We start from the raw sequence: 23,122 nt of genomic DNA, 5'->3' as shown, positions 1-23,122 counted from the left end.
CGGGACGTTCTGCCCTGCCCGCCGGACGGCCGGGCGGAAATGCACCACTGCAGGCCGTGTGGGCCGAAGCTACGCTGGGACAAGAGAGTCCGCAGCGGTCCTGCGGAGGTGCCCGGAAAATCTTGAGGTGGTAATGGTGCTGCTGGCCCTGATGCAGGCGAACTCCGCCGTGCTGGACATAACGGCGAACTGCGCCGCGGTGGATGACGCGGCGCGCACGGCGGCGGCCGCGGGGGCGCAATTGCTGCTGACCCCCGAGCTCTTCCCCGTGGGCTACGCGCCGGGCCGGCTGCGCACGGACTTCGACCCCGCCACGCTGCCTGCGCTCCGGGAGGCCCTGGCGGGGATCGCCCGGCGCCATAACATCGCCCTGGTCTACAGCCTGCCCGCCGTGACGCCAGCAGGAGGGTGGCACATCTCAGCGACTCTGGTCGACGAGTCAGGAGACGAACTGCTCAGCTACGGGAAAGTGCACTTGTTCGGCCCCGATGAGCGGGCTGCGTTTGCGCCGGCCGCCGCGGCCCCCGGCGTCGTGGAGTTCCACGGGCTCAAAACGTCGCTGGTTATTTGCTACGACATCGAATTTCCCGAGTCCGCACGGGCCGCCGCCGTGCGCGGTGCCGAACTGCTCCTGGTGCCGACGGCCCTCGCCGGCGGGTTCGACGCCGTGCCGAAGGTGCTGGTCAGGGCCCGGGCCCTGGAGAACCAGCTCACGGTCGCCTATGCCAACCACACCGGCGTGGAGGGCAGCTATGACTTCCACGGCGGCAGCATCGTGGCGGGTCCGGACGGAGCCGTCCTGGCCGAGGCCGGCCCCGGGGCGGAACTGCTGTTTGCCGAGCTTGGTGAACCCAGTAACGCCGCCGCGGACCCTGCCGAAGGGGCCGGCAGCGCAGACAGGGCGGACGATCCGGAGGCCGCCGTGGCGTATCTGCGCGACCGCCGCCCGGACATCTACCGTTCCTGGGACGTCTGACCGGCGGGCGTCCGGCCACGGGTCTGGGCGGCGGGGGAGCCAGCAGCCGGCGCAACGACGTCGGACGCGGCCGGCACCGCCGAGCCAGCCGGGGCGCCGGGCAGCTCCAGGCCGCCTAGGTACTGGAACGCTATCCACAGCTCCGCGCGGGCCTGCGCCTGATTGAGGTCAAGTCCCAGCAGATCGGTGATGATGCCGATCTGCCGGCGGACGCTGTTGCGGTGCAGGCCCGTGGCCTTTGCCGTGGCGTCCCAGCTGCCGTTCTCGCCCAGCCAGGCCCGCAGGATGCCGAGCAGGTTGTCGCGGCGTTCCGGCTCAAGCGCGAGCACGGGTGCCAGCAGGCGCCCCGCCAGCTGGGCCCCGGCCTCGGCGCCCAGCAGGCCCGTCACGGACCACGTAACGTCGTCCTCCCGGGCGCTCCGGCGGCTCGTGAGCACACGTTTCCGCAGCGAGGAGGCGCGCTGGTAGGCCTCCGCCAGGCCGGCGAATTCGGTGCTGCTGCCGATCACCAGGCTCCACCCGAGCCGTTCGACCTCGGCGAGCAGGGCGTCGTCGACCTTCAGGCGCGTTATGGCGGCAAAGCCGTAGTCGGTGAGCTCCACCAGTTTGGTGTCGAACAGCCTGCGCCACTCGAGCAGCTCCCGGACCGGGCCCTCGCCCGTGCGGCGCGGCGCGTCCGCCGTCCTGCCGCTGCCGGCGGCGGTGTCCAGCCGGAGGCCCTGAATGACGCGCAGCTGACCGGACCGGGTGGAGGAAATGCTTTGTGCCAGCAGGTCCTTCAACCCGGTGACGTGCCGTGCCGTTCCTGACGCCACGCTTTCCGGATGCAGGAGCAGCGCCGTGGCCAGCTGGCTGGGGGCCAGGGAACCGCTGGTGCGCTGGCGGACCAGCAGTTCCAGCAGGCCGACGGCGGTGGAGACAACACTGTTCTGCGCCGGGGTCAGCGCGGCGTCCGTGCCGATGACGAGAGCGCCGAGGTTGGCGTCCCGGGTGCTGCGCAGCGGATGCCCGAAGACCAGCGACGAGCCGGCGGCGTCGAACGAATCCATCTCCACCCGGGGACCGCTGCCGGCGAGCAGCCGGGTCAGCAGCGGCTGCAAGGCGGCTGAATCAACGCCCGGGGCGGCCGGGCCGCGGGCACGCACCCGGCCGTCGGCGCCGACCAGCACGGCCCAGACCGGGACGCGCTGCACGAGGGCGGCGAGGAGTTCATGTTCGGGGCGCGCAGACAGGACCGCGCGCATCAACTGCCGGTTGGTGTCCGCCAGTTGGCGGAAGGTCTTGGCGTTGTCCGATTCGAGGAGCCGGGAGAACTCGAGCCCCAGGGCGGCGAACGGGAGGTTCCCCGGGATGGACACCAGCGTCAGCTCCTGCCGCCGGCAGGCCTGGACCACGGTATCCGGCACGGCATCGAAGTAGGGTTCCAGGCCAAATCCGAGGGCACCGACCCGGGCCTCAACCAGCCGCCGCACATAAGCGTCCACCGCATCCTGGCTGCCGCCGTCGCCTACGAACGGCAGGCCGGCGGTGAGCAGGAACTCGCCGTCGAGCAGGTAGGGGGTCGGGTCGTCCAGCTCACTCGGCTCAACCCAGCGCAGCCGCCCCTCTCCGTTGCCGCCGTCGTGCAGGACCTTCAGCGCCGGAAGCTGGCCCAGGAACTGCGCCAGAGTGACGAAGCCGAGCCGCTCGGAGCCCTCAGCAGCCACGGCCGTGGATCCCGGTCTGGCCGCCCGGACGCCGGGCCCACCACCGGGTCGGCAGTGCATTAAGTCTCATGACTGAAGACTATAGGTCATTTTGCACACCCGTGAGAGGTGGCTCACAAGCCTAGGGTGGGTCAGGGGAAACCGACCACTACTGAAGATAAGGACGTCAACGATGACTGTGCCAACTCTGATCGGGGAACGCCCGCCGGCTGCCGCCGGCCGTCCCGGGCTCGCCGCCCAGCTCCTGCGCCGCAAGCCGATCGGGCAGCTGGTCAGCGAGGCCGAGACCGGGCACGGCGGCACGCGGCTGGTCCGCAGTTTCGGGGTACTGCAGCTGACCATGATCAGCGTCGGCGCCACGCTCGGCACCGGCATCCTGGTCATCCTGGGCGAATCCGTGCCGCTCGCCGGACCGGCCATCTGGATCTCCTTCGCCATCGCCGGATTCGCCGCGCTGCTCTCCGCCGTGTCCTACGCGGAGATGGCCGGCCTGGTGCCTGCCGCCGGGTCCAGCTACTCCTACACCTACGCGACCATGGGCGAGGGCATGGCCTGGATCTGCGGCTGGTGCCTGGTTCTGGAATACGCCGTCTCCGTGGCCGCCGTCGCGGTCGGTGCCGGCCAGTACGTCAACGAGGCCCTGGCGGTCTTCGGCCTCACGCTTCCGGACGCGATGTCGCAGCCGCCGGGAGCCGGCGGGGTGCTGAATGTCCCCGCAATCATCATTGTGGTGCTGGCCATGGTGCTGCTGGTCCGCGGTGCCAAGGAAAGCGCCTGGATCAACACCGCGATTGTCCTGATCAAGGTCGGCATCCTGCTGTTCTTCTGCGCCGTGGCGTTCACCGCGTTCAACGGCGGACACTTTGAACCCCTCATGCCGATGGGCGCCGCCGGGGTCTCGGCCGCGGCCTCACGGGTCTTCTTCTCCTACATCGGCTTCGACGCCGCCTCCACGGCCGGCGAGGAAGCCCGCAACCCCAAGCGCGACCTCCCGCGGGCCATCCTGCTCTCCATGCTGATCGTCACCAGCATCTACGTGCTCGTCTCCGTCGCCGCCATCGGCGCCCGACCCTGGGGCTGGTTCGACGGCACCGAAGCCGCCCTCGTGAAGATCCTCGAGGAAATCACCGGTCAGCCGTGGGTCGGCGTCGTGTTCGCCGTCGGTGCCGTGCTTGCCATCGCCAGCATCGTGCTGACCGTCCTCTACGGGCAGACCCGGATCCTGCTGTCCATGTCCCGCGACGGCCTCGTCCCCAAAGTCTTCGGCCGCGTCTCGCCCCGGACCGGCACGCCGGTTGCCGGAACCCTGATCGTGGGCACCGCCGTCGCGCTGACCGCCGGCCTCGTGCCGCTGGGCGCCCTCGCGGACGCCACCAGCATCGGCACCCTGTTCGCCTTCGCGCTGGTCAACGTGGCCGTCCTCTACCTGCGCCGCAACCGCCCGGAGCTCAAGCGCAGCTTCCGCGTCCCGCTCTTTCCGCTGACCCCGATTCTCGGCGCCCTCATGTGCGCCTACCTCATGGCCAACCTCGGCGCCGAGACCTGGGCGGTCTTCGGTGTCTGGATGCTCGTGGGCCTTGCCGCCTACTTCGGCTACGGCCGCAAGAACTCCAGGGTGGCGGCCCTGGGGCACGAGGAATACCGTGAACTATCAAGCCGCCAACCCGCCAACACCACCACAACCGAGGAACTGAAGGCAGAGATCTCATGACCACCGCCACCGAACTGCCGGCTACCACTCCGGCTACCACTCCGGCTTCCACCCCGGCCGAGGCGCCCATCACCATGCTGAACCCGGATTTCCCGTTCAGCTACGACCACTATCTGGCCCACCCGGACGGCCTGGGGTCCGTGCCGCCGGAACTGTACGGGACGGAGGTCGCCGTCGTCGGTGCCGGCCTGTCCGGGCTCGTGACCGCCTATGAGCTCATGAAGCTGGGCCTGCGGCCGGTGGTCTATGAGGCCGATCAGATCGGCGGCCGGCTGAGGACCGCCAGCTTCCCGTCCGCGCCGGGCATCGTGGCGGACCTCGGCGGCATGCGGTTCCCGGTCTCCGGGAAGGCTTTCTACCACTACGTGGACCTGCTCGGGCTGGACACCCAGGAGTTCCCCAATCCGCTGGCGCCGGCGACCTCCAGCACGGTGATCGAGCTCGCGGGCCAGAAGTACTACGCCGAGACCGCGGCGGACCTGCCCCCGTTCTTCCTGGAGGTCGCGGACGCGTGGAAGGCGGCCGTGAACGACGGCGCCCGGTTCGCCGAGATGCAGGAGGCCATCCGGGCCCGGGACACGGCCCGGATCAAGGAACTGTGGAACGCGCTGCTGCCGGAGCTGGACGAGCAGACGTTCTACGGTTTCATCGCCGGCAGCGACTCCTTCAAGCAGGCCGGCTTCGCCCACCGCGAGGCGTTCGGGCAGGTGGGCTTCGGCACCGGCGGCTGGGACACCGACTTCCCCAACTCCATCCTCGAAATCCTCCGGGTCGTCTACACCGACGCCGACGACCAGCACCGGCTCATCGCCGGCGGCGCGCAGCGGCTCCCCGAGGCGCTGTGGGAGCACGCGCCGTCGGGCATGGCGCACTGGCCGGACGGCACCTCCCTGGCGTCGCTGCATGCGGGTGCCCCCCGCGGCGCCGTGGAGCGCATCGCCCGCGACGGCAGCGGCGACTTCCGGATCCGCGAACGCTGGGGACGCGAGTCCGCCTACCCGGCGGTGGTGACCACGTGCCAATCCTGGCTGCTGTCGACGCGGATCCACACGGACGAAACCCTGTTTCCCGCCGAGCTGTGGACGGCGATCGAACGCTCGCACTACATGCAGTCCTCCAAGACCTTCGTCATGGTGGACCGGCCGTTCTGGAAGGACATCGATCCGGAGACCGGCCGCGAGGTCCTGTCGATGACGCTGACCGACCGGTTGAACCGGGCCACGTACCTGCTGGACAACGGCCCGGACCAGCCCGCCGTGATCTTGCTGTCCTACACGTGGAACGACGACGCGCTGAAGTGGCTCTCACTCGACGCGGACCAGCGTGCGGAGCTCATGCTGCACTCGCTGGAGCAGATCTACCCGGGCGTCGACATCGCCAGCCACATCGTGGGACAGCCGATCACGGTCTCGTGGGAGGCCGACCCTAACTTCATGGGCGCTTTCAAGGCCAACCTGCCGGGGCACTACCGCTACCAGCAGCGGCTCTTCACCCACTTCAAGCAGGACGGGCTGCCCGCCGAACAGCGCGGGATCTTCCTCGCCGGCGACGACGTCTCCTTCACCGCCGGCTGGGCCGAGGGTGCCGTCACCACAGGCCTCAACGCGGTCTGGGGCGTGGTCAACCACCTCGGCGGCCGGACACCGGCCGGGAACCCGGGCCCGGGCGAGCTCCTGCCCGAGCTGGGCCCGATCGCCCTCGACTAAGCAGCTCTGTGGACTAAGCGGCGCCTGGACGCAGCAGCCCCGTGGCTCAGGCGCTGTGGAGTTCGCGGTGGGCCCGCGCCAGCTCCTGGTAGTGCGCGGCATTGCGCTGGACGCCCGCGAACTCCTCGTCGCTGAGCTCGCGCCGGACTTTCGCGGGCACCCCGGCGACGAGCGAGCGCGGCGGGATGACCGTACCCTCCAGCACCACGGCACCGGCAGCAACAAGCGAGCCGGCGCCGATCACGGCCCCGTTGAGGATGGTGGCGCTCATGCCGATCAGGCAATCGTCCTCGACGGTGCAGCCGTGCACCACGGCGCTGTGGCCGACGCTGACCCGGGCCCCGACGGTGCAGGGGAACCCGGGATCGGCGTGCAGCACCACGTTGTCCTGCAGGTTGCTGCCGGCCCCCACCGTGATGGCGGCGGTGTCGGCGCGGACGGACACGCCGTAGAAGGCGCTCGAGTTCTCAGCCAGCGTGGCGTTGCCGATCACCGAGGCCGTGGGCGCGATGAAAGCGGAGTCATGGACGGCCGGGGTCGTGCCGGCGAATGCGTAGAGGGGAGCCATGCCTCCAGCCTAGGACACCTGCCCACCCCGTTGCCCTATCACTTATGGCTGCTCTGAGCGCTCAGAGCAGCCATAAGCGATAGGGCAACGGGGGTTTGGGTCAGCCGGGGGAGCGGAGGACCGTAAAGCCGCCGTCGCCGCTGCCACCTTTGCTGTCACTTGCGGCTTCTCCGCCCCTGTCGCTTGCGCTGCCACCTTTGCTGTCGCTTGCGCCGTCGCTTCCCCCGTCGCTTGCGTCGCCTTCGCTGCGCGGGGCGGGGGACGGGAGGACGACGGCGATCGGCGCGCCGGGTTCGGCCACCCGCCCGAGTTCGCGGACGACGTCGTCCCACTGGTCCGGCGGCAGGCCCGCCAGGGCGTCCACCGCCCAGACCGAGGAGAACGCGGCGTCGGCGAACGGCAGCGATTCCGGGCCCGCAACGGACGCCTCCAGCCCGTGCGCCCGTGCGGCATGGATATTTTCCTCGGACGGGTCGACGCCGGTGAAATGGATGCCGGACTGCACAAAGTGCAGCCCGTCGGTGCCCGAGCCGCAGTCGAGCCCCAGCACCGCGTGCCGCCCCTCTGACTTGAGCAGGGCCACAAATGATTCGAGCCGGTCCTTCCGGATGGAGTCCATGGCTCTAGTCAAGGACCGGAATCAGTTAAAGACAACCGTCCGGTTGCCGTCGAGCAGGACGCGGTGCTCGGCATGCCACTGCACGGCCTGGGCCAGGGTGCGGCCCTCCACGTCGCGGCCCATCTGGACGAACTGCTCGGCGGTGCGCCGGTGGTCCACGCGGATGACTTCCTGCTCGATGATCGGTCCCTCATCCAGGGCTGCCGTGACGTAGTGTGCCGTGGCCCCGATGAGCTTCACGCCGCGGGCGTGCGCCTGGTGGTAGGGCTTGGCACCCTTGAAAGAGGGCAGGAATGAGTGGTGGATGTTGATCGCCTTGCCCGTGAGTTCGCTGCAAAGCTCGTCGGAGATGATCTGCATGTACCGGGCCAGGACGGTGAGCTCGATGTCGTGCTCCTTCATCAGGAGACGAAGGGCGTCCTCGGCCTGGACCTTGGTGTCCGGCGTGACGGGGATGTAGTGGAAGGGGATGCCGTAGAACTCCGCCAGGCCCTCAAGGTCCCGGTGGTTGGAGACAATGGCCGGAATGTCGATCGGCAGGGTGCCGGAGCGCTGCAGGAACAGCAGGTCGTTCAGGCAGTGGGCCGAGGTGCTGGCCATCAGCAGGGTGCGGACCTTCCGGCCGGCCGGGTTCAGGCTCCACTGCATGCCGAAAGCCTGGGCCACGGGCTCCAGTGCCGCCTGCAGCTCGGCCCGCTCGGCGGCCGTCGTCGCCTCCACCCGCATGAAGAAGGTGCCCGTGCCGTGGCTGCCGTACTGCTGGGAGTCCGTAATATTGCAGCCCGCCACGAGGAGGGCTCCGGCGACGGCGTGCACGATGCCGGGCCGGTCAGGGCAGGACAGAGTCAGGATGTAGGAAGCAGTCAGGTTCTCGTCAGTCACGAAGAACAGCCTACCCGCGCTTCAGGGGCAGTTTTGTAAGCGTTTTGGTAGTGTTAACCCGTCGCAACTGGCGTTGGATGGCTAACCATCAGGGAGCGGCACTCACGAAGACCACGGATCGTACGCCTGGGCCGAGGGTCATGTCTTACCGGTTGGCAGCTTCACCGCTGTCAGGCCGTTGCCGGCGCCCGTTCAGGGTGCCAATCGCCGACGTCGCGTCCCGCTGTCCAGGGGTCCGTCATCAAGGGGCGGTGCAACGGGCCAGCCGGTAGCCTGACCATTAGCCGTACCCGTTGCCTACCAGGAGTTCCTCGTGACTACTACTACCGCCACCTCAGCCGCCGTGAGCAACCAGCCGCTGGCCGAACTCGACCCGGAAATCGCCGCCGTTCTGGCCCAGGAGCTTGGCCGCCAGCGCGGCACCCTGGAAATGATCGCCTCCGAGAACTTCGCCCCGCGCGCCGTGATGGAAGCCCAGGGTTCCGTCCTGACCAACAAGTACGCCGAGGGCTACCCGGGACGCCGCTACTACGGCGGCTGTGAATACGTCGACGTCGCCGAGCAGCTGGCGATCGACCGCGTCAAGGAGCTCTTCGGCGCCGAATACGCCAACGTCCAGCCGCACTCGGGTGCGCAGGCCAACGCCGCCGCGCTCGCCGCCATGATCACCCCCGGTGACAAGATCCTGGGCCTCTCCCTGGCCCACGGCGGTCACCTCACCCACGGCATGAAGCTGAACTTCTCCGGCAAGCTCTACGAGGTTGCCGCCTACCAGGTCGAGGAAGACAACTTCCGGATCGACATGGACAAGCTGCGCGAGCAGGCCATCGCCGAAAAGCCCCAGGTCATTATCGCCGGCTGGTCCGCCTACCCGCGGCACCTTGATTTCGCCGCGTTCCGCTCGATCGCCGACGAGGTCGGCGCCCTGCTCTGGACCGACATGGCGCACTTCGCCGGCCTCGTGGCCGCCGGGCTGCACCCGAGCCCGGTCCCGCACTCGGACGTCGTCACCTCCACCGTGCACAAGACCCTCGCCGGCCCGCGCTCCGGCGTCATCCTGGCCAAGCAGGAATGGGCCAAGAAGCTCAACTCCGCCGTGTTCCCCGGCCAGCAGGGCGGCCCGCTCATGCATGTGATCGCCGCGAAGGCAGTGGCCTTCAAGATCGCCGGTACCGAGGAATTCAAGGAACGCCAGGAGCGCGTCCTCGAAGGCGCCAAGATCATCGCCGAACGCCTCGGCCAGACCGACGTCGCCGACGCCGGCGTCTCGGTCCTGACCGGCGGCACCGACGTGCACCTGGTCCTGGTGGACCTGCGCAACTCCCAGCTGGACGGCCAGCAGGCCGAGGACCTCCTGCACTCCGTGGGCATCACCGTCAACCGCAACGCCGTGCCGTTCGACCCCCGCCCGCCGATGGTCACCTCCGGTCTGCGCATCGGCACCCCGGCCCTGGCCACCCGCGGCTTTGGCGCCGAGGAATTCACCGAGGTCGCCGACATCATCGCCACGGCGCTGAAGTCCGGCGCGGCCACGGATATCGAGGCCCTGCAGGCCCGCGTGGACAAGCTGGCCGCCGATTTCCCGCTGTACCCCCAGCACGAGCAGTGGTAATCGATGACTTCTGCAAAAATGGCTGAAACCGCCCAGATCCTTGACGGCAAGGCTACCGCCGCTGCCATCAAGGCTGAGCTGAAAGAACGCGTGGCCGCACTCAAAGCCATGGGCGTCACCCCCGGACTGGGCACCATCCTGGTCGGCTCCGATCCCGGCAGCACCTGGTATGTCGGCGGCAAGCACAAGGACTGCGCCGAGGTGGGCATCACGTCCATCCGCCGCGACCTGCCCGAGGAAACCACGCAGGATGAACTCCTGGCCGTGGTCCGCGAGCTCAACGAGAACCCGGAGTGCACCGGTTACATCGTCCAGCTGCCGCTGCCCAAGCACATCGACCAGGACGTCATCCTGGAGGCCATGGACCCTGAGAAGGACGCCGACGGCCTGCACCCGATGAACCTGGGCCGGCTCGTGGCCAACGTCAGCGGACCCATGAAGTCCCCGTTGCCCTGCACTCCCAAGGGCTGCGTGGAACTGCTGACCCGGCACGGCATCAGCCTCAACGGCAAGCGCGTCCTCGTGGTCGGCCGCGGCGTCACCATCGGCCGCCCGGTGGGACTCCTGCTGACCCGCAAGGACGTCAACGCCACGGTCATCCTGGCCCACACGGGCACGGTGGACCTGCCGGCCGAACTCCGCCAGGCCGACGTCGTGATTGCCGCCGCCGGCCAGCCGCACATGATCAAGGCCGGGGACCTTAAGCCCGGGGCGATCGTGCTCGACGTCGGCGTCAGCCGCGTGGACGACGGCACCGGCAAGGCCGTGGTTACGGGAGACGTTGACCCCGCCGCGGCCGACGTCGCCGCCTGGCTCTCGCCGAACCCGGGGGGAGTGGGGCCCATGACCCGCGCCATGCTCCTGGCCAACGTGGTGGAAACCGCCGAGCGCCAACTGGCATCGAAAAGCCACGCCGGGCTCGCCTAGGAATCCGAGCTGATGACAGGGCACCTGCTTCCCGCGAAGCAGGTGCCCTGTGGCTTTAAGAGCGGGGGCTTGAATCGGGCGGAACGCCGCACCTGCCCGCCGGGACGCATAACAGAACGAATACGTCAGGAGTTTTTACGAAAAGACTCTTTCATACTTTGCGGGGATCCACTACCGTGGTGCGGGTGTCCGAACTTGTCTCGAAAGAATCCCCCGTGAGCAGCCCCTCTGATGCCGCTCCGCAGTACGTCATCACCGCCGAAAACCTCACCAAACGCTACGGCGAGGTCACCGCCGTCGACGGCATCTCCTTCCGCGTCCCCGCCGGGGAAGCCTTCGGCCTGCTGGGCCCCAACGGCGCCGGGAAGTCCACCACGATGAAGATGATCGGCGGGGTCTCCCAGCGCACCTCCGGCAGCCTGAGCATCATGGGCCTGGACCCCGAGCAGCACGGTCCGGAAGTCCGCGCCCACCTGGGCGTCGTCCCGCAACAGGACAACCTGGACGAGGAATTGAAAGTCCGGGACAACCTGCTGGTCTACGGCCGCTACTTCGGCCTTCCCATGAGCTACCTCAGGCGCAAAGCCGACGAGCTGCTGGAATTCGCCCAGCTCACGGACAAGGCCAACGCCAAGGTGGACGCCCTGTCCGGCGGCATGAAGCGGCGCCTGACGATCGCCCGCTCCCTCATCAACGAACCCCGGATCCTGCTGCTGGACGAGCCGACCACCGGCCTGGACCCGCAGGCGCGGCACATCCTCTGGGACCGGCTGTTCCGGCTCAAGGAACAGGGCGTCACCCTGATCCTCACGACCCACTACATGGATGAGGCCGAGCAGCTGTGCGACCGCCTGATCGTGGTGGACAAGGGCAAGATCATGGCCGAGGGCTCTCCGGCCAGCCTGATCCGCGACTACTCCACGCGGGAGGTGCTCGAACTGCGCTTCGGCTCGGACCGCAACGCGAGCGTCGGCGCGGAGCTCGAAGGCATCGGCGAACGCCTGGAGACCCTGCCGGACCGGGTGCTCATCTACGCCCATGACGGCGAGGCCGCCCTGGAACAGGTCACCGCCCGGGGACTCCGGCCGGTCACCTCGCTGGTCCGCCGCTCTTCGCTGGAAGACGTCTTCCTGCGCCTGACCGGCAGGAGCCTCGTTGACTAAGCCAACGACGACGGCGACGCCCGCCCTCCGCGCCCACTCGCCGGAAGTCTCGGCCGCCCGTGCCCGCCGCTGGGGCGCCTTCTACTACGCCGAACAGGTCCTGCGTGTCATGAAGGGCTACGGCTGGACCATCGTCATGTACGGCGTGGGGCAGCCGGTGGCCTATCTGTTCGCGATGGGCGTCGGCCTGGCCACACTGGTCGAGGCCAACGGCGCCGGCGCCTTCGGCGGCGTCAGCTACCTGACGTTCATCGCGCCCGCCCTGCTGATCTCGGCCGCCGTCATGACGGCCGCCAACGAGTTCACCTTTCCGGTGATGGACGGCTTCAAGTGGCGGCGCGTTTACTACGGCCCGCACGCCTCGCCGCTGACGCCGGAGCAGATCGCCGGGGGCCAGGTCATCGCCGTCACCGTCCGCTTCCTGCTGCAGTCGGCCCTCTACTTCGCCGTCGTCGCCCTGTTCGGGGCCGCACCCGGCACCTGGGCCTGGGTGTCCATCCTCATCGCCACGCTCGCCGGCCTGTCCTTCGGGCTGCCGCTTATGTCCTACGCGGCGACGATCCGGAATGACAGAGGCCAGTTCGCCATGGTCATGCGGTTCATCGTCATGCCGCTGTTCCTGTTCTCCGGCACGTTCTTCCCGCTGGACACGCTTCCGCTCGGCGTCCGCTGGATCGGCTGGATCTCGCCGATCTGGCACGGCACCGAACTTGGCCGCGTGGTCAGCTACGGCTACGAGGAAGAGCCGTGGCTCACGATCGTCCACCTGGTCTTCCTGCTGGGCCTCGCGGCCGCCGGCTGGGTCCTGTCCAAGCGCCAGTTCGCCAAAAGGATGGCCTCATGAGCGTTCTTACCGGAAGTTTCAATGCGGGGGACCACAGCGTCACGGACGCCGCACGCCGCCGGCGTTTCGGGCCCATGTACTCCCGCAACGTCCGCGCCGTCGTCGCCCGCGGGCTCATGGCCACCAAGAGCAGCAACTGGATGGTCATGGTCTCCGGGTTCTTCGAACCCGTGCTGTACCTGATCTCCATGGGTGTGGGCCTGGGCGCAATCGTGGGGTCCGTCCAGGGCCCCGGCGGGCAGGAGATCAGCTACGCCGCGTACATTGCGCCGGCACTCTTGGCAGTGTCCGCCATGAACGGCGCCGTCTACGACTCCACTTGGAACGTCTTCTTCAAGATGAACTTCGCCAAGCTGTACCAAGGCATGCTCTACACCTCGCTGGGGCCGCTGGATGTCGCCATGGGCGAGATCTTCCTGGCCCTCCTGCGCGGGTTCATGTACGCCACCGGCTTCACCGCCGTGATGGGCGTGATGGGCCTCATCACCACGCCATGGGCCATCCTCATGATCCCGGCCTCGGTGCTGATTGCCTTCGGCTTCGCGAGCTTCGGCATGGGGGTCACGAGCTTCATGAAGACGTTCCAGCAGATGGACTGGATCAATTTCGTGATGCTGCCGATGTTCCTGTTCAGCGCCACGTTCTACCCGGTCAGCGTCTACCCGCAGTACATCCAGTGGCTCATCCAGGCCATGCCGCTGTGGCACGGCGTGGAACTGCTGCGCCAGATCAGTGTGGGCGTGTTCACCCCGGCCACCGCCGTGCACGTCGGCTACTACCTCGTCATGATCGCCCTCGGCGTCACGCTCACCACGGGCCGCCTGCGCCGGCTGTTCCTCACCTAAGGAGATCCCATGATCGGACAATGGCACGCACTCGTCATCGACTGCGAGAACCCGGACACGCTCGCAGGCTTCTACCAGGAGCTGCTGGGCATGATCCGGGTGCAGGAGGACCCGGACTGGATTTCGATCGGCGACGCCGCCGACCGTCCCGCCGTCGCCTTCCAGCGCGTGGACAGGCTGGTCCGGCCGCAGTGGCCCGACGCCGAGCACCCGCAGCAGATGCACGTGGATGTGAAAGTCACCGACCTCGACGCCGGCGAGGCCGAAGTCATCCGGCTCGGCGCTGCGCGCCTGGCAGGCGGCGGGGAATCCTTCCGGGTCTACACCGACCCCAGCGGCCACCCGTTCTGCCTGGTTCTTTCCTGAGTCGCCTGAAGTGGGCTGCGTGGCCTGAACCGCCTGAACTGGGCCGCGCGGCCTGAACCGCCTGAACTGAGCCGCGTGGCCTCAGCCGCGCCGTGCGGGGCGCCTCTCCGGGGCCGCTTCGCCTATCTCCGCGGCGGGGGCGGCGTTCGCCCGGGGTGGAAGCGCCGCGGGCGGCCTGCCCCGTTTGCGATAATAGGCTCATGCAATCTCTGGGTAGCCCCGCGTCCTCGTCCACCACGGCCACGGGCCGGTTCTCCACGTTCCGCATCAGCGGACCGGGGATGCTGGTCTTCATCATCGCGTTCACGGTCGCCGTGATCTTCGCGGCCAACCAGAACGACGTCGTGGGCTGGGTCGTGGCGATCATCGCCGGCGCCTGGCTGGCGCTGGCCTCGTTCGTGGTGTTCAGCATCCAGCGGGCCGCCAAGCGGGCCGCGGCCAGGCTCGACGAGGCCCAGAACGCCTTCAACGCCGCCACCGGGCGGGCGCCGACCGCCAGCAGCGTGGACCATGGCGGCACCCGCGTGGTCAGTGAAGGGCTCCCTGCGGAGAGCGTACGCGACATGAAGCTCGACCACTCCTTCAAGATCGTCCAGGTTCAGGTGCGCGTCGTCGAACAGGAACGTGCCAAGGGCGAGGCCGCGGACCAGGACACGATCCGCCGGGCCCTGGAGACCATCGAGATCACCTCGACCAACGCACGGGACATGATCAAATCCTCGGCCGGCGGCGACGAACCCGTCAGCGGAACCATCATCGACTAGAGTGGATCGGGTGAGCTCGGCATTGAAGAAGGACCACCTTCGCATCGCATCAGTCAACGTCAACGGCCTGCGTGCCGCCTATAAGAAGGGCATGGCGGAATGGCTTGAACCGCGCGAAGTGGACATTCTGTGCCTCCAGGAGGTCCGCGCGCCCGATGCGATCGTCCAGGAGCTGCTCGGCGAGGGCTGGTTCATCCTGCACGCCGAGGCCGAGGCCAAAGGCCGGGCCGGCGTCGCCATCGCTTCGCGCGAAGAGCCGCTTGCCACCCGCGTGGGCATCGGGGATGACTACTTTGCCACCACCGGACGCTGGGTCGAAGCCGACTACACCGTCCGCAACGCGGAGGGCGAGGCATCGCAGCTGACCGTCGTGAGCGCGTACGTGCACTCGGGCGAGGCCGGCACGCCCAAGCAGGATGACAAGTTCCGTTTCCTTGACGTCATGATCAAGCGACTGCCCGAACTCACCAAGCACAGCGACCACGCCCTCGTCGTCGGTGACCTCAACGTCGGCCACACAGAGCTGGACATCAAGAACTGGAAGGGCAACGTCAAACGTGCAGGCTTCCTGCCGGAGGAGAGGGCGTATTTTGACCGCTTCTTCGGCGAGGAAATCGGCTGGAAGGATGTTCACAGGGGCCTGGCGGGTAACGTCGACGGCCCCTACACTTGGTGGTCGCAACGGGGCCAGGCCTTCGACAACGACACCGGCTGGCGCATCGACTACCACATGGCCACGCCCGCTCTCGCTGCTGCCGCAGTGTCAGCCGTTGTTGACCGGGCATCGTCCTGGGACACACGCTTCTCCGACCACGCCCCGCTGGTAGTGGACTACCGGCTCTAGTTTTAAGGCTTCCACGAATGACCTCTACTTCCACTGTGACCGACGCCGGCGTCGCTCCTGACCCTGAGACAGCCGCCGGCAAACCCGCTCCGGCTACCACCGGGGCCCGGCACCGCATCCTCTCGGGCATGCAGCCCTCCGCGGACTCCCTGCACCTGGGCAACTACCTCGGAGCCCTCGTGAACTGGGTCCGGATGCAGGATGAGTACGACGCCGTCTTCTTCATCCCGGACCTCCATGCGATCACCGTTCCGCAGGACCCCGCCGAGCTGGCCCACCGCACCCGGGTCACGGCCGCGCAGTACATTGCCGGCGGCGTGGACGTGGACAAGTGCACGCTGTTCGTCCAGTCCCAGGTGCCGGAGCACGCCCAGCTGGCGTGGGTCCTGAACTGCATCACGGGTTTCGGCGAGGCGTCCCGGATGACCCAGTTCAAGGACAAGGCCCACAAACAGGGCTCAGACCAGGCCAGCGTCGGCCTGTTCACCTACCCCATCCTCCAGGCCGCGGACATCCTGCTGTACCAGCCGCACGGTGTCCCCGTGGGCGAGGACCAGCGCCAGCACGTCGAACTGAGCCGTGACCTCGCCCAGCGGTTCAACACCCGCTTCGGCCAGACGTTCACGGTGCCGCAGCCCTTCATCCAGAAGGAATCCGCGAAGATCTACGATCTGCAGCACCCCACCGCCAAGATGTCCAAGTCGGCGGAGTCGCCTGCAGGCCTGATCAACCTGCTCGACGATCCCAAGGTCACCGCCAAACGGATCAAGTCGGCCGTGACGGACGCGGAGACCGAAATCCGGTTCGACCGCGAGGCCAAGCCGGGCGTGTCCAACCTCCTGACCATCTATTCGGCGATCACCGGGCAAACCGTTGACGCCCTGGTCGGCGCCTATGAGGGCAAGATGTACGGTCACCTCAAGGTGGACCTCGCCGAGGTGGTCACCGAGCACCTGACGCCGATCCGGAACCGCGCCAATGAGCTGTTGGACGATCCCGCGGAGCTGGACCGGCTGCTGGCCCTCGGCGCGGACAAGGCCCGCGAGATCGCCTCGGTCACCCTGCGCGACGTCTACTCCAAGGTGGGTTTCCTGCCGTACGCCGGCGCTCACGGAGTCCGCTAGGTCAATGTCCTCCGTCAGCAAAGTCACCGCGAAAGCCGCAACGTCAAACGGGCAGGCACGCAGCGAAGGCATTAGCATCGGCGTGATCCTGAGGTTCCCGGCGGACATCGCCGAGGAGCTTCAGCGCTGGCGGGCGTCCTTCGGGGACCCGATGGCCTCCGTCGTCCCGGCCCACATCACGCTGGTCACCACCACCATGACGCAGGACTGGGACGCGACCTGCGCCCATGTCCGGGACGTGGCCCGCCGGCAGGAGCCGTTCACGGTGACCATCGCGGGGACCGGGTCTTTCCGCCCGGTGTCCCCGGTGGTCTTCCTGAACGTGGAGGACGGCTTCGGCGAATGCGTGAACCTGCACCGTCAGCTGCAGTCCGGTCCCCTGGAACGGGAGTTGCCCTTCGACTACCACCCGCACGTGACCGTGGCCCACGACGTCGCCCCGGAAAGCCTCGATGAGGCCGAAACGGTCCTGAAGGATTACTCGGCCACGTTCCCGGTGGCTAGCATGGGACTTTACGAGCACGATGACAACGGCATCTGGCAGCTACGGGAAGAGCTTGACTTTGGGACCAAACTCGACGACGACAGAGGCCAGGACGGCACCGCAGACGCCCGCTAAGCCGCCGCTTCCCACCGACCTGGCCGGGCTGAAGCTGGAAGTGATCCGGAAAAGGGTCGACTGGGGCCGGGTACGACGCTCCGGCGGCGGATGGATGGCTTCGCTCATGGCGATGGTGGCGTGGCTGCTGGCCAAGGTCAACGCGCTGCTGCCCGTGCGGGCCTACACGCACTACCTCCGCCAGCGCGGCCCGTTGTTGAGTGCCGGCATCGGGTTCCGGATGTTTTTCTCCGTCACGGGTCTGTTGGCCACCGGATTCTCCATTGCCGGCCTCGTCCTCAGCGGACATCCGGCTCTGCTGGACACGATCATCAGGAGCGTGGACGCCGCCGCGCCCGGCCTGTTGCAGGTCGACGGCAGCGCGGGGCTGGTTGATCCCTACCAGCTGCTGAACCCCGCCAGCCTCGGCTGGGCCGCCGGGATTGCCGCCATCGTCACGGTATTCACCTCCCTGGGCTGGATCAGCGGCATCCGCGACGGCGTGCGGGGCATGATGCGGCTCGGCCCGCTGGTGATGAATCCGATCCTGCAGATACTCAAGGACGTCGGCACGCTGCTCCTGATGGGCGTGGCCCTGGTGGTCAGCTCGGCAGTCTCCCTGATCTTCGGCACGGCGGCTGGCTGGGTGGCCCAGCAACTGGGCCTGGACCCGGTAGTGGCCGGGCCTTTGACGACGTCCATCACAATCCTCGTGCCGCTGCTGCTCGGCTGGGGCACCGCCCTGATCATGTACCGGGTGGCCGCGGGGCTGAAACCGGCCCGCCGCTCACTGCTCGAGGGGACCACCCTCGCCGCGGTAGGCGCCACCGTGCTGCAGATCTTCAGCACCCAGCTGCTGGCCAGTGCCGGGAAGAACCCGATTCTGGCGCCTTTCGCCATCATCATCGGCCTGCTGATCTGGTTCAACCTGGTCAGCCAGGTTTACGTGTTCTGCGCCGCGTGGGTGGCGATCCGGGAGGAAGACCTTAAATCGCAGCCCGTCTCGACGACCACCGGGTGGGGCGCCCGGCGGGTCCAGCCCGGCAAAACACCGGTGGAGTCGCCGGCTGAGCCGCGGGCACGCCGCAGGGCACTGCCCGCCGTGTTCAGGCGTCGAGGTACTGGTCGGCCCACGCCGAAATAATCTTCGCGGCACGCGCCGCCTGCCCCTTACCCGTCAGGAGGTGGTCGCTGCCCTCCAGCGAGACGAAGCTGCGCGGGTGGCGTGCCGTCCGGAAGATGGTGCTGGCGTTTTCGATCCCCACCGTGTTGTCGGTAGGGGAGTGCAGCACCATGAGCGGCTTGTGCAGCTGCCGGATGCAGTCCGTCAGGTCCGCGTTTTCCAGATCCTCGACGAAGTGACGCCGGATCTCCACACGCTTGCCGCCAAGATCCACCTCGGCGCTTCCCTCCTCCAGGATCCGGTCCAGCGCCGCGTCAAAGACGTGGGCCACGTGCTTGGGCGAGAACGGGGCGCCCACCGTGGCAACAGCTTTGAGCTCCGGAATCTGCCGTGCCGCGGACAGGACGGCAGCGCCGCCGAACGAATGTCCCACCAGCAACGACACCCGCCGACCCGAGTCCCGCATGAACTCGGCGGCCTTGACGGTGTCGGCCACCTTGTGGCTGAACGAGCCCTCCGACCACATCCCCGCCGACTCGCCGAGCCCCAGGTTGTCGAACCGGAGCATGCCCACGCCGTTGTCCGCCAGGGCCTTGCACATCCGCGACGCCGAGGGGCTGTCCTTGCCCAGGGTGAAGCCGTGCGAGAACACGCCCCAGCCCTTCACCGGGCCTTCGGGCAGGTCCACGACGCCGGAGAGCAGTTCGCCGGTGGAACCCTGGAACGAGACTTTTTCTGAACGGGACACGGTGTCCCCTTTCGTGTGAGCGCGAAGACGACGACGGCGCCCCCACCCATAAGGTGAGAGGCGCCGTCGTCTGTTTCTCGTGGTTCTGGAGGAGTCGCTAGACCTTGCGGGACAGGATGGCCTGCTTGACCTCGGCGATGGCCTGAGTCACCTGGATGCCGCGCGGGCACGCTTCGGTGCAGTTGAAGGTGGTGCGGCAGCGCCACACGCCTTCCTTGTCGTTGAGGATCTCCAGGCGCATGTCGCCGGCGTCATCGCGGGAATCGAAGATGAAGCGGTGTGCGTTGACGATGGCCGCCGGGCCGAAGTACTGGCCGTCGGTCCAGAACACCGGGCAGGACGAGGTGCACGCGGCGCACAGGATGCACTTGGTGGTGTCGTCGAACCGCTCGCGGTCCTCGGCTGACTGCAGGCGTTCCTTGGTGGGCTCGTGGCCGCGGTTGATCAGGAAGGGCATGACTTCGCGGAAGGACTGGAAGAAGGGCTCCATGTCCACGATCAGGTCCTTCTCCACCGGCAGGCCCTTGATCGGCTCGACCGTGATGGGCTTGGACGTGTCCAGGTCCTTCAGCAGGGTCTTGCAGGCGAGGCGGTTGCGGCCGTTGATGCGCATGGCATCGGAGCCGCAGACACCGTGGGCGCAGGAGCGGCGGAAGGAGACGCTGCCGTCCATCTCCCACTTGATCTTGTGCAGGGCGTCCAGCACGCGGTCCGTGCCGTACATGGTGACCTTGAAGTCATCCCACGTGGCGTCCTCGGAGACCTCGGGGTTGTAGCGGCGCACGCGCAGCGTGACGTCAAAGGACGGGATTTCCCCGCCCCCGCCGACGCCGGCGGGCAGTTCGATCTTGGATGCTGGCTCAGCGAGTTCAGCGCTCATCTTAGTACTTCCTCACCATCGGCTCGTAGCGCGTAAAGACCACCGGTTTGGTGGCAAGCCGGATGCCGGCAATAGCCTCGGCAGAACCATCCGCCGGAGCATGCTCATCCTTGTACGCCATGGAGTGCTTCATGAATTTTTCGTCGTCGCGCTCGGGGAAGTCCTCACGGAAGTGTCCGCCGCGGGACTCCTCGCGGTGCAGGGCCGCCACGGTCATGACTTTGGCAAGCTCCAGCAGGAAGCCCAGTTCCACGGCCTCGAGCAGGTCCAGGTTGAAGCGCTTGCCCTTGTCCTGGACGCTGATGCGCTGGTACCGCTCCTCGAAGGACGCGATGTCCTTCAGGACCTGGTTCAGGGTATCGGCGGTGCGGAACACCTGCATGTTGGCATCCATGGTGTCCTGCAGTTCCTTGCGGATCGCAGCGACCTTCTCGGTGCCGTTTGAGGTGCGGACGTGGTCCAGCAGGTTCAGCGTGTACGCCTCCGGATCGGCCGGGAGCTCCACGAAGTCCGCGGTCTTGGCGTATTCGGCGGCGGCGATGCCGGCGCGCTTGCCGAACACGTTGATGTCCAGCAGCGAGTTGGTGCCCAGGCGGTTGGAGCCGTGGACGGAGACGCAGGCGACCTCGCCGGCGGCGTAGAGGCCCGGAACCACGGTGTCGTTGTCCTGGAGGACCTCGGCGCTGATGTTCGTGGGGATGCCGCCCATGGCGTAGTGCGCCGTCGGGAACACCGGGACCGGCTCCGTGTACGGCTCCACACCCAGGTAGGTGCGGGCGAACTCGGTGATGTCCGGCAGCTTGGCGTCGATGTGCGCGGGCTCAAGGTGCGTCAGGTCCAACAGGACGTAGTCCTTGTTCGGGCCGCAGCCGCGTCCCTCGCGGACTTCGTTGGCCATGGAACGGGCCACGATGTCGCGCGGGGCGAGGTCCTTGATGGTGGGCGCGTAACGCTCCATGAAACGTTCGCCCTCGGAGTTGCGCAGGATGGCGCCTTCGCCGCGGGCGGCCTCGGAGAGCAGGATGCCCAGCCCGGCAAGGCCTGTCGGGTGGAACTGGAAGAACTCCATGTCCTCCAGCGGGATGCCCCGGCGGAACGCGATGCCCATGCCGTCACCGGTGAGGGTGTGGGCGTTGGACGTGGTCTTGAAGACCTTGCCGGCGCCGCCGGAGGCGAACACCACGGACTTGGCCTGGAAGACGTGCAGTTCGCCGGAGGCGAGGTCGTAGGACACGACGCCGGCAACGCGCTTCTGCTTGTACGGGGTGCCGTCCTCGCGGACCGCGTCTTCCTCGACGGTCAGCAGGTCCAGCACGTAGTACTCGTTGTAGAACTCAACGTTGTGCTTGACGCAGTTTTGGTACAGGGTCTGCAGGATCATGTGTCCGGTGCGGTCCGCGGCGTAGCACGCGCGGCGGACCGGTGCCTTGCCGTGGTCGCGGGTGTGGCCGCCGAAACGGCGCTGGTCAATGCGGCCCTCGGGCGTGCGGTTGAACGGCAGGCCCATCTTCTCCAGGTCCAGGACGGCGTCGATCGCTTCCTTCGCCATGACCTCGGCGGCGTCCTGGTCAACCAGGTAGTCGCCGCCCTTGATGGTGTCGAAGGTGTGCCACTCCCAGTTGTCTTCCTCGACGTTGGCCAGGGCCGCACACATGCCGCCCTGCGCCGCGCCGGTGTGGGACCGCGTGGGGTAGAGCTTGGTCAATACTGCTGTTCGGGCGCGCTGACCTGATTCGATCGCCGCGCGCATCCCGGCGCCACCGGCACCGACGATCACGACGTCGTACTTATGGACCTGCATACCAGACGCTCTTTCTCTCAAAATTCGCTATAACCTACCGGCAGGTTCGCGCCTGTCCGGTGAAGTCTCGTGCAATCTGCGCCTGCGCTCGGCAGGCAAGATCAGTTGCCGTGACGGACCGTCCCTGCCCGCGGGGGCAGCGATCCGCGGCGGCTCCGCTGTTATGGCTGAGCCGTGGCGGCTGCGCCCCTAAGGTGCGGGGCAGAATCCGCCGGGAAGCTGGACGCCATGGACCACGGGGCACGGGTCGAACGTGAAGATGACCAGGGTGCCCAGGATGATGATGACGGTGGTGGCCGCGTAGAGCACGATCTTCAGCCAGAGACGCGTGGCGTCCCTCTCGGCGTAGTCATTGATGATCGTGCGGACACCGTTGGTGCCGTGCAGCATGGCGAGCCACAGCATGGCCAAGTCCCAGAACTGCCAGAACGGGTCGGCCCACTTGCCGGCCACAAAGCCGAAGTCGATCGCGTGGATGCCCTCGCCGACCAGCAGGTTGACGGTCAGGTGACCGAAGATCAGCACCACCAGCACGACGCCGGAGAGCCGCATGAAAAGCCACGCGAGCATCTCGAAGTTGCCCTTGGACCCACCGCCGCGGCGGTACTTGGGCTGGATCTTTCCGCTGCGCGGACTCTGAATGGTTGCAGTCATGGCTTAGTGACCTCCAAGGGCGAGGGACAGGTGGCGGATCGCGAAGCCGGCCATGACAACAACCCAGAGGCCCAGGACCGTCCAGAGCATCTGACGCTGGTACTTGGCACCCTTCTTCCAGAAGTCGACGGCGATAATCCGCAGGCCGTTGAAGGCGTGGAACACGATCGCTGCGACAAGGCCCGTTTCACCCAGGGCCATGAGGGGGTTCTTGTAGGCGCCAATCACGGCGGTGTAGGCCTCGGGGGACACACGCACCAATGAGGTGTCCAGCACGTGGACCAACAAGAAGAAGAAAATCACTACACCGGTAATGCGGTGTCCAACCCAGGACCACATGCCTTCACGGCCGCGGTACAAGGTGCCAGCTGGTTTTGTCGGCACTGAATAAACCTCCCTGCAACACAGCGGCGCTGGCATGGGATCCACGCGGGGGGAACGCCTGCTGCGAGAGCACTCGTAAGCTCAAGCCTAAATCTAGGCTTCGCTCACAGCTTATTCAATTTAGGGACAGGTTGTTGACAAGCCCCGGCGCGGTTTTTCGTCTCTTTTGAGACGAACGCCACATTCGGCTGCGGCTGCGGCCGTGACCGCGGCCCCGACTGCGGGGGCCGCGGGGGCGGGATTCCTTCCCGTTCGGGGGTGATGTGGCCGCCGTCGG

General features: G+C 67.5%; 23 protein-coding genes. 14 read left to right on the top strand and 9 right to left on the bottom strand.

Going from position 1 to position 23,122, the window contains the following annotated elements:
- Positions 1-133: 133 nt before the first annotated feature.
- The gene (locus ACVWYS_RS13940) at positions 134-976 is read left to right on the top strand and encodes a nitrilase-related carbon-nitrogen hydrolase (RefSeq protein ID WP_456509071.1); all 843 of its coding nucleotides are present in this window, start codon (positions 134-136) and stop codon (positions 974-976) included.
- On the opposite strand, the gene ACVWYS_RS13935 is transcribed toward ACVWYS_RS13940, so the two are convergent.
- Positions 955-2,742: a PucR family transcriptional regulator ligand-binding domain-containing protein gene (locus ACVWYS_RS13935; protein WP_456507266.1), complete on the bottom strand. Its 1,788-nt coding sequence runs from the start codon at positions 2,740-2,742 to the stop codon at positions 955-957. The two genes, ACVWYS_RS13940 and ACVWYS_RS13935, sit on opposite strands and share 22 nt — an antisense overlap.
- 112 nt (positions 2,743-2,854) lie before the next feature.
- Between ACVWYS_RS13935 and ACVWYS_RS13930 the strand changes: the two genes are divergently transcribed.
- Entirely contained in the window at positions 2,855-4,393 is a 1,539-nt protein-coding gene (locus tag ACVWYS_RS13930) for an amino acid permease (protein WP_344364306.1), read from the top strand.
- Positions 4,390-6,099: a flavin monoamine oxidase family protein gene (locus tag ACVWYS_RS13925; RefSeq protein WP_456507265.1), complete on the top strand. Its 1,710-nt coding sequence runs from the start codon at positions 4,390-4,392 to the stop codon at positions 6,097-6,099. Before ACVWYS_RS13930 ends, ACVWYS_RS13925 begins: the two co-directional genes overlap by 4 nt.
- 46 nt (positions 6,100-6,145) lie before the next feature.
- On the opposite strand, the gene ACVWYS_RS13920 is transcribed toward ACVWYS_RS13925, so the two are convergent.
- From ACVWYS_RS13920 to purU, 3 genes are all read right to left on the bottom strand, one after another.
- Positions 6,146-6,667, bottom strand: coding sequence for a gamma carbonic anhydrase family protein (locus tag ACVWYS_RS13920; protein WP_456507264.1), 522 nt, complete (start codon positions 6,665-6,667; stop codon positions 6,146-6,148).
- 100 nt (positions 6,668-6,767) lie between these two features.
- Positions 6,768-7,286: a class I SAM-dependent methyltransferase gene (locus ACVWYS_RS13915; protein WP_456507263.1), complete on the bottom strand. Its 519-nt coding sequence runs from the start codon at positions 7,284-7,286 to the stop codon at positions 6,768-6,770.
- Between the two features lie 21 nt (positions 7,287-7,307).
- A complete protein-coding gene (gene purU, locus ACVWYS_RS13910; protein WP_091250903.1) occupies positions 7,308-8,168 on the bottom strand; it encodes a formyltetrahydrofolate deformylase in 861 nt (286 codons plus the stop codon).
- Between the two features lie 313 nt (positions 8,169-8,481).
- Between purU and glyA the strand changes: the two genes are divergently transcribed.
- The 11 genes from glyA to ACVWYS_RS13855 all read left to right on the top strand — a co-directional run bounded on the left by glyA (position 8,482) and on the right by ACVWYS_RS13855 (position 18,399).
- Positions 8,482-9,780 (top strand): serine hydroxymethyltransferase, encoded by a 1,299-nt coding sequence (gene glyA, locus ACVWYS_RS13905; protein WP_456509905.1) that lies wholly within the window; start codon positions 8,482-8,484, stop codon positions 9,778-9,780.
- 18 nt (positions 9,781-9,798) lie between these two features.
- Entirely contained in the window at positions 9,799-10,707 is a 909-nt protein-coding gene (locus tag ACVWYS_RS13900; protein WP_116765965.1) for a bifunctional methylenetetrahydrofolate dehydrogenase/methenyltetrahydrofolate cyclohydrolase, read from the top strand.
- A 215-nt stretch (positions 10,708-10,922) separates the two neighbouring features.
- Entirely contained in the window at positions 10,923-11,870 is a 948-nt protein-coding gene (locus ACVWYS_RS13895) for an ABC transporter ATP-binding protein (protein WP_456507261.1), read from the top strand.
- Entirely contained in the window at positions 11,863-12,714 is an 852-nt protein-coding gene (locus tag ACVWYS_RS13890; RefSeq protein ID WP_456507260.1) for an ABC transporter permease, read from the top strand. Before ACVWYS_RS13895 ends, ACVWYS_RS13890 begins: the two co-directional genes overlap by 8 nt.
- A complete protein-coding gene (locus ACVWYS_RS13885) occupies positions 12,711-13,559 on the top strand; it encodes an ABC transporter permease (protein ID WP_456509904.1) in 849 nt (282 codons plus the stop codon). The genes ACVWYS_RS13890 and ACVWYS_RS13885 overlap by 4 nt, the downstream gene beginning before the upstream one ends.
- Before the next feature lie 9 nt (positions 13,560-13,568).
- Positions 13,569-13,925, top strand: a complete 357-nt coding sequence (locus ACVWYS_RS13880; protein ID WP_116765968.1) for a VOC family protein — start codon at positions 13,569-13,571, stop codon at positions 13,923-13,925.
- A gap of 200 nt (positions 13,926-14,125) precedes the next feature.
- Positions 14,126-14,689, top strand: a complete 564-nt coding sequence (locus ACVWYS_RS13875) for a hypothetical protein (protein ID WP_116765969.1) — start codon at positions 14,126-14,128, stop codon at positions 14,687-14,689.
- A gap of 10 nt (positions 14,690-14,699) precedes the next feature.
- A complete protein-coding gene (locus ACVWYS_RS13870; protein WP_116765970.1) occupies positions 14,700-15,533 on the top strand; it encodes an exodeoxyribonuclease III in 834 nt (277 codons plus the stop codon).
- Between the two features lie 17 nt (positions 15,534-15,550).
- The gene (gene trpS / locus ACVWYS_RS13865; protein WP_456507258.1) at positions 15,551-16,657 is read left to right on the top strand and encodes a tryptophan--tRNA ligase; all 1,107 of its coding nucleotides are present in this window, start codon (positions 15,551-15,553) and stop codon (positions 16,655-16,657) included.
- Between the two features lie 4 nt (positions 16,658-16,661).
- Complete coding sequence (locus ACVWYS_RS13860; RefSeq protein ID WP_116765972.1) at positions 16,662-17,276, top strand: 2'-5' RNA ligase family protein; 615 nt, start codon at positions 16,662-16,664, stop codon at positions 17,274-17,276.
- Positions 17,221-18,399: a YihY/virulence factor BrkB family protein gene (locus ACVWYS_RS13855; RefSeq protein WP_456509070.1), complete on the top strand. Its 1,179-nt coding sequence runs from the start codon at positions 17,221-17,223 to the stop codon at positions 18,397-18,399. The genes ACVWYS_RS13860 and ACVWYS_RS13855 overlap by 56 nt, the downstream gene beginning before the upstream one ends.
- Here ACVWYS_RS13855 and ACVWYS_RS13850 read toward each other — a convergent pair.
- The 5 genes from ACVWYS_RS13850 to sdhC form a co-directional block, all read right to left on the bottom strand.
- Positions 18,362-19,126, bottom strand: coding sequence for an alpha/beta hydrolase family protein (locus tag ACVWYS_RS13850; protein ID WP_116765974.1), 765 nt, complete (start codon positions 19,124-19,126; stop codon positions 18,362-18,364). The two genes, ACVWYS_RS13855 and ACVWYS_RS13850, sit on opposite strands and share 38 nt — an antisense overlap.
- 97 nt (positions 19,127-19,223) lie before the next feature.
- Positions 19,224-20,006, bottom strand: a complete 783-nt coding sequence (locus ACVWYS_RS13845; RefSeq protein WP_026537821.1) for a succinate dehydrogenase iron-sulfur subunit — start codon at positions 20,004-20,006, stop codon at positions 19,224-19,226.
- 1 nt (position 20,007) lies between these two features.
- A complete protein-coding gene (sdhA, locus tag ACVWYS_RS13840) occupies positions 20,008-21,807 on the bottom strand; it encodes a succinate dehydrogenase flavoprotein subunit (protein WP_344364279.1) in 1,800 nt (599 codons plus the stop codon).
- Between the two features lie 189 nt (positions 21,808-21,996).
- A complete protein-coding gene (locus tag ACVWYS_RS13835; protein ID WP_456507256.1) occupies positions 21,997-22,461 on the bottom strand; it encodes a succinate dehydrogenase hydrophobic membrane anchor subunit in 465 nt (154 codons plus the stop codon).
- A 3-nt stretch (positions 22,462-22,464) separates the two neighbouring features.
- The gene (gene sdhC / locus ACVWYS_RS13830) at positions 22,465-22,845 is read right to left on the bottom strand and encodes a succinate dehydrogenase, cytochrome b556 subunit (protein WP_091250876.1); all 381 of its coding nucleotides are present in this window, start codon (positions 22,843-22,845) and stop codon (positions 22,465-22,467) included.
- Positions 22,846-23,122: the final 277 nt, after the last annotated feature.

The sequence above is a fragment of the Arthrobacter sp. TE12231 genome (assembly GCF_054062895.1).
This window is presented reverse-complemented; position numbering and strand designations above follow the sequence as displayed.

Coding starts and splice junctions, on each gene's coding strand:
- ACVWYS_RS13940 (WP_456509071.1), top strand. CDS start 134: ATGGTGCTGCTGGCCCTGATGCAGGCGAACTCCGCCGTGCTGGACATA.
- ACVWYS_RS13935 (WP_456507266.1), bottom strand. CDS start 2,742: ATGCACTGCCGACCCGGTGGTGGGCCCGGCGTCCGGGCGGCCAGACCG.
- ACVWYS_RS13930 (WP_344364306.1), top strand. CDS start 2,855: ATGACTGTGCCAACTCTGATCGGGGAACGCCCGCCGGCTGCCGCCGGC.
- ACVWYS_RS13925 (WP_456507265.1), top strand. CDS start 4,390: ATGACCACCGCCACCGAACTGCCGGCTACCACTCCGGCTACCACTCCG.
- ACVWYS_RS13920 (WP_456507264.1), bottom strand. CDS start 6,667: ATGGCTCCCCTCTACGCATTCGCCGGCACGACCCCGGCCGTCCATGAC.
- ACVWYS_RS13915 (WP_456507263.1), bottom strand. CDS start 7,286: ATGGACTCCATCCGGAAGGACCGGCTCGAATCATTTGTGGCCCTGCTC.
- ACVWYS_RS13900 (WP_116765965.1), top strand. CDS start 9,799: ATGGCTGAAACCGCCCAGATCCTTGACGGCAAGGCTACCGCCGCTGCC.
- ACVWYS_RS13885 (WP_456509904.1), top strand. CDS start 12,711: ATGAGCGTTCTTACCGGAAGTTTCAATGCGGGGGACCACAGCGTCACG.
- ACVWYS_RS13880 (WP_116765968.1), top strand. CDS start 13,569: ATGATCGGACAATGGCACGCACTCGTCATCGACTGCGAGAACCCGGAC.
- ACVWYS_RS13875 (WP_116765969.1), top strand. CDS start 14,126: ATGCAATCTCTGGGTAGCCCCGCGTCCTCGTCCACCACGGCCACGGGC.
- trpS (WP_456507258.1), top strand. CDS start 15,551: ATGACCTCTACTTCCACTGTGACCGACGCCGGCGTCGCTCCTGACCCT.
- ACVWYS_RS13860 (WP_116765972.1), top strand. CDS start 16,662: ATGTCCTCCGTCAGCAAAGTCACCGCGAAAGCCGCAACGTCAAACGGG.
- ACVWYS_RS13845 (WP_026537821.1), bottom strand. CDS start 20,006: ATGAGCGCTGAACTCGCTGAGCCAGCATCCAAGATCGAACTGCCCGCC.
- sdhA (WP_344364279.1), bottom strand. CDS start 21,807: ATGCAGGTCCATAAGTACGACGTCGTGATCGTCGGTGCCGGTGGCGCC.
- ACVWYS_RS13835 (WP_456507256.1), bottom strand. CDS start 22,461: ATGACTGCAACCATTCAGAGTCCGCGCAGCGGAAAGATCCAGCCCAAG.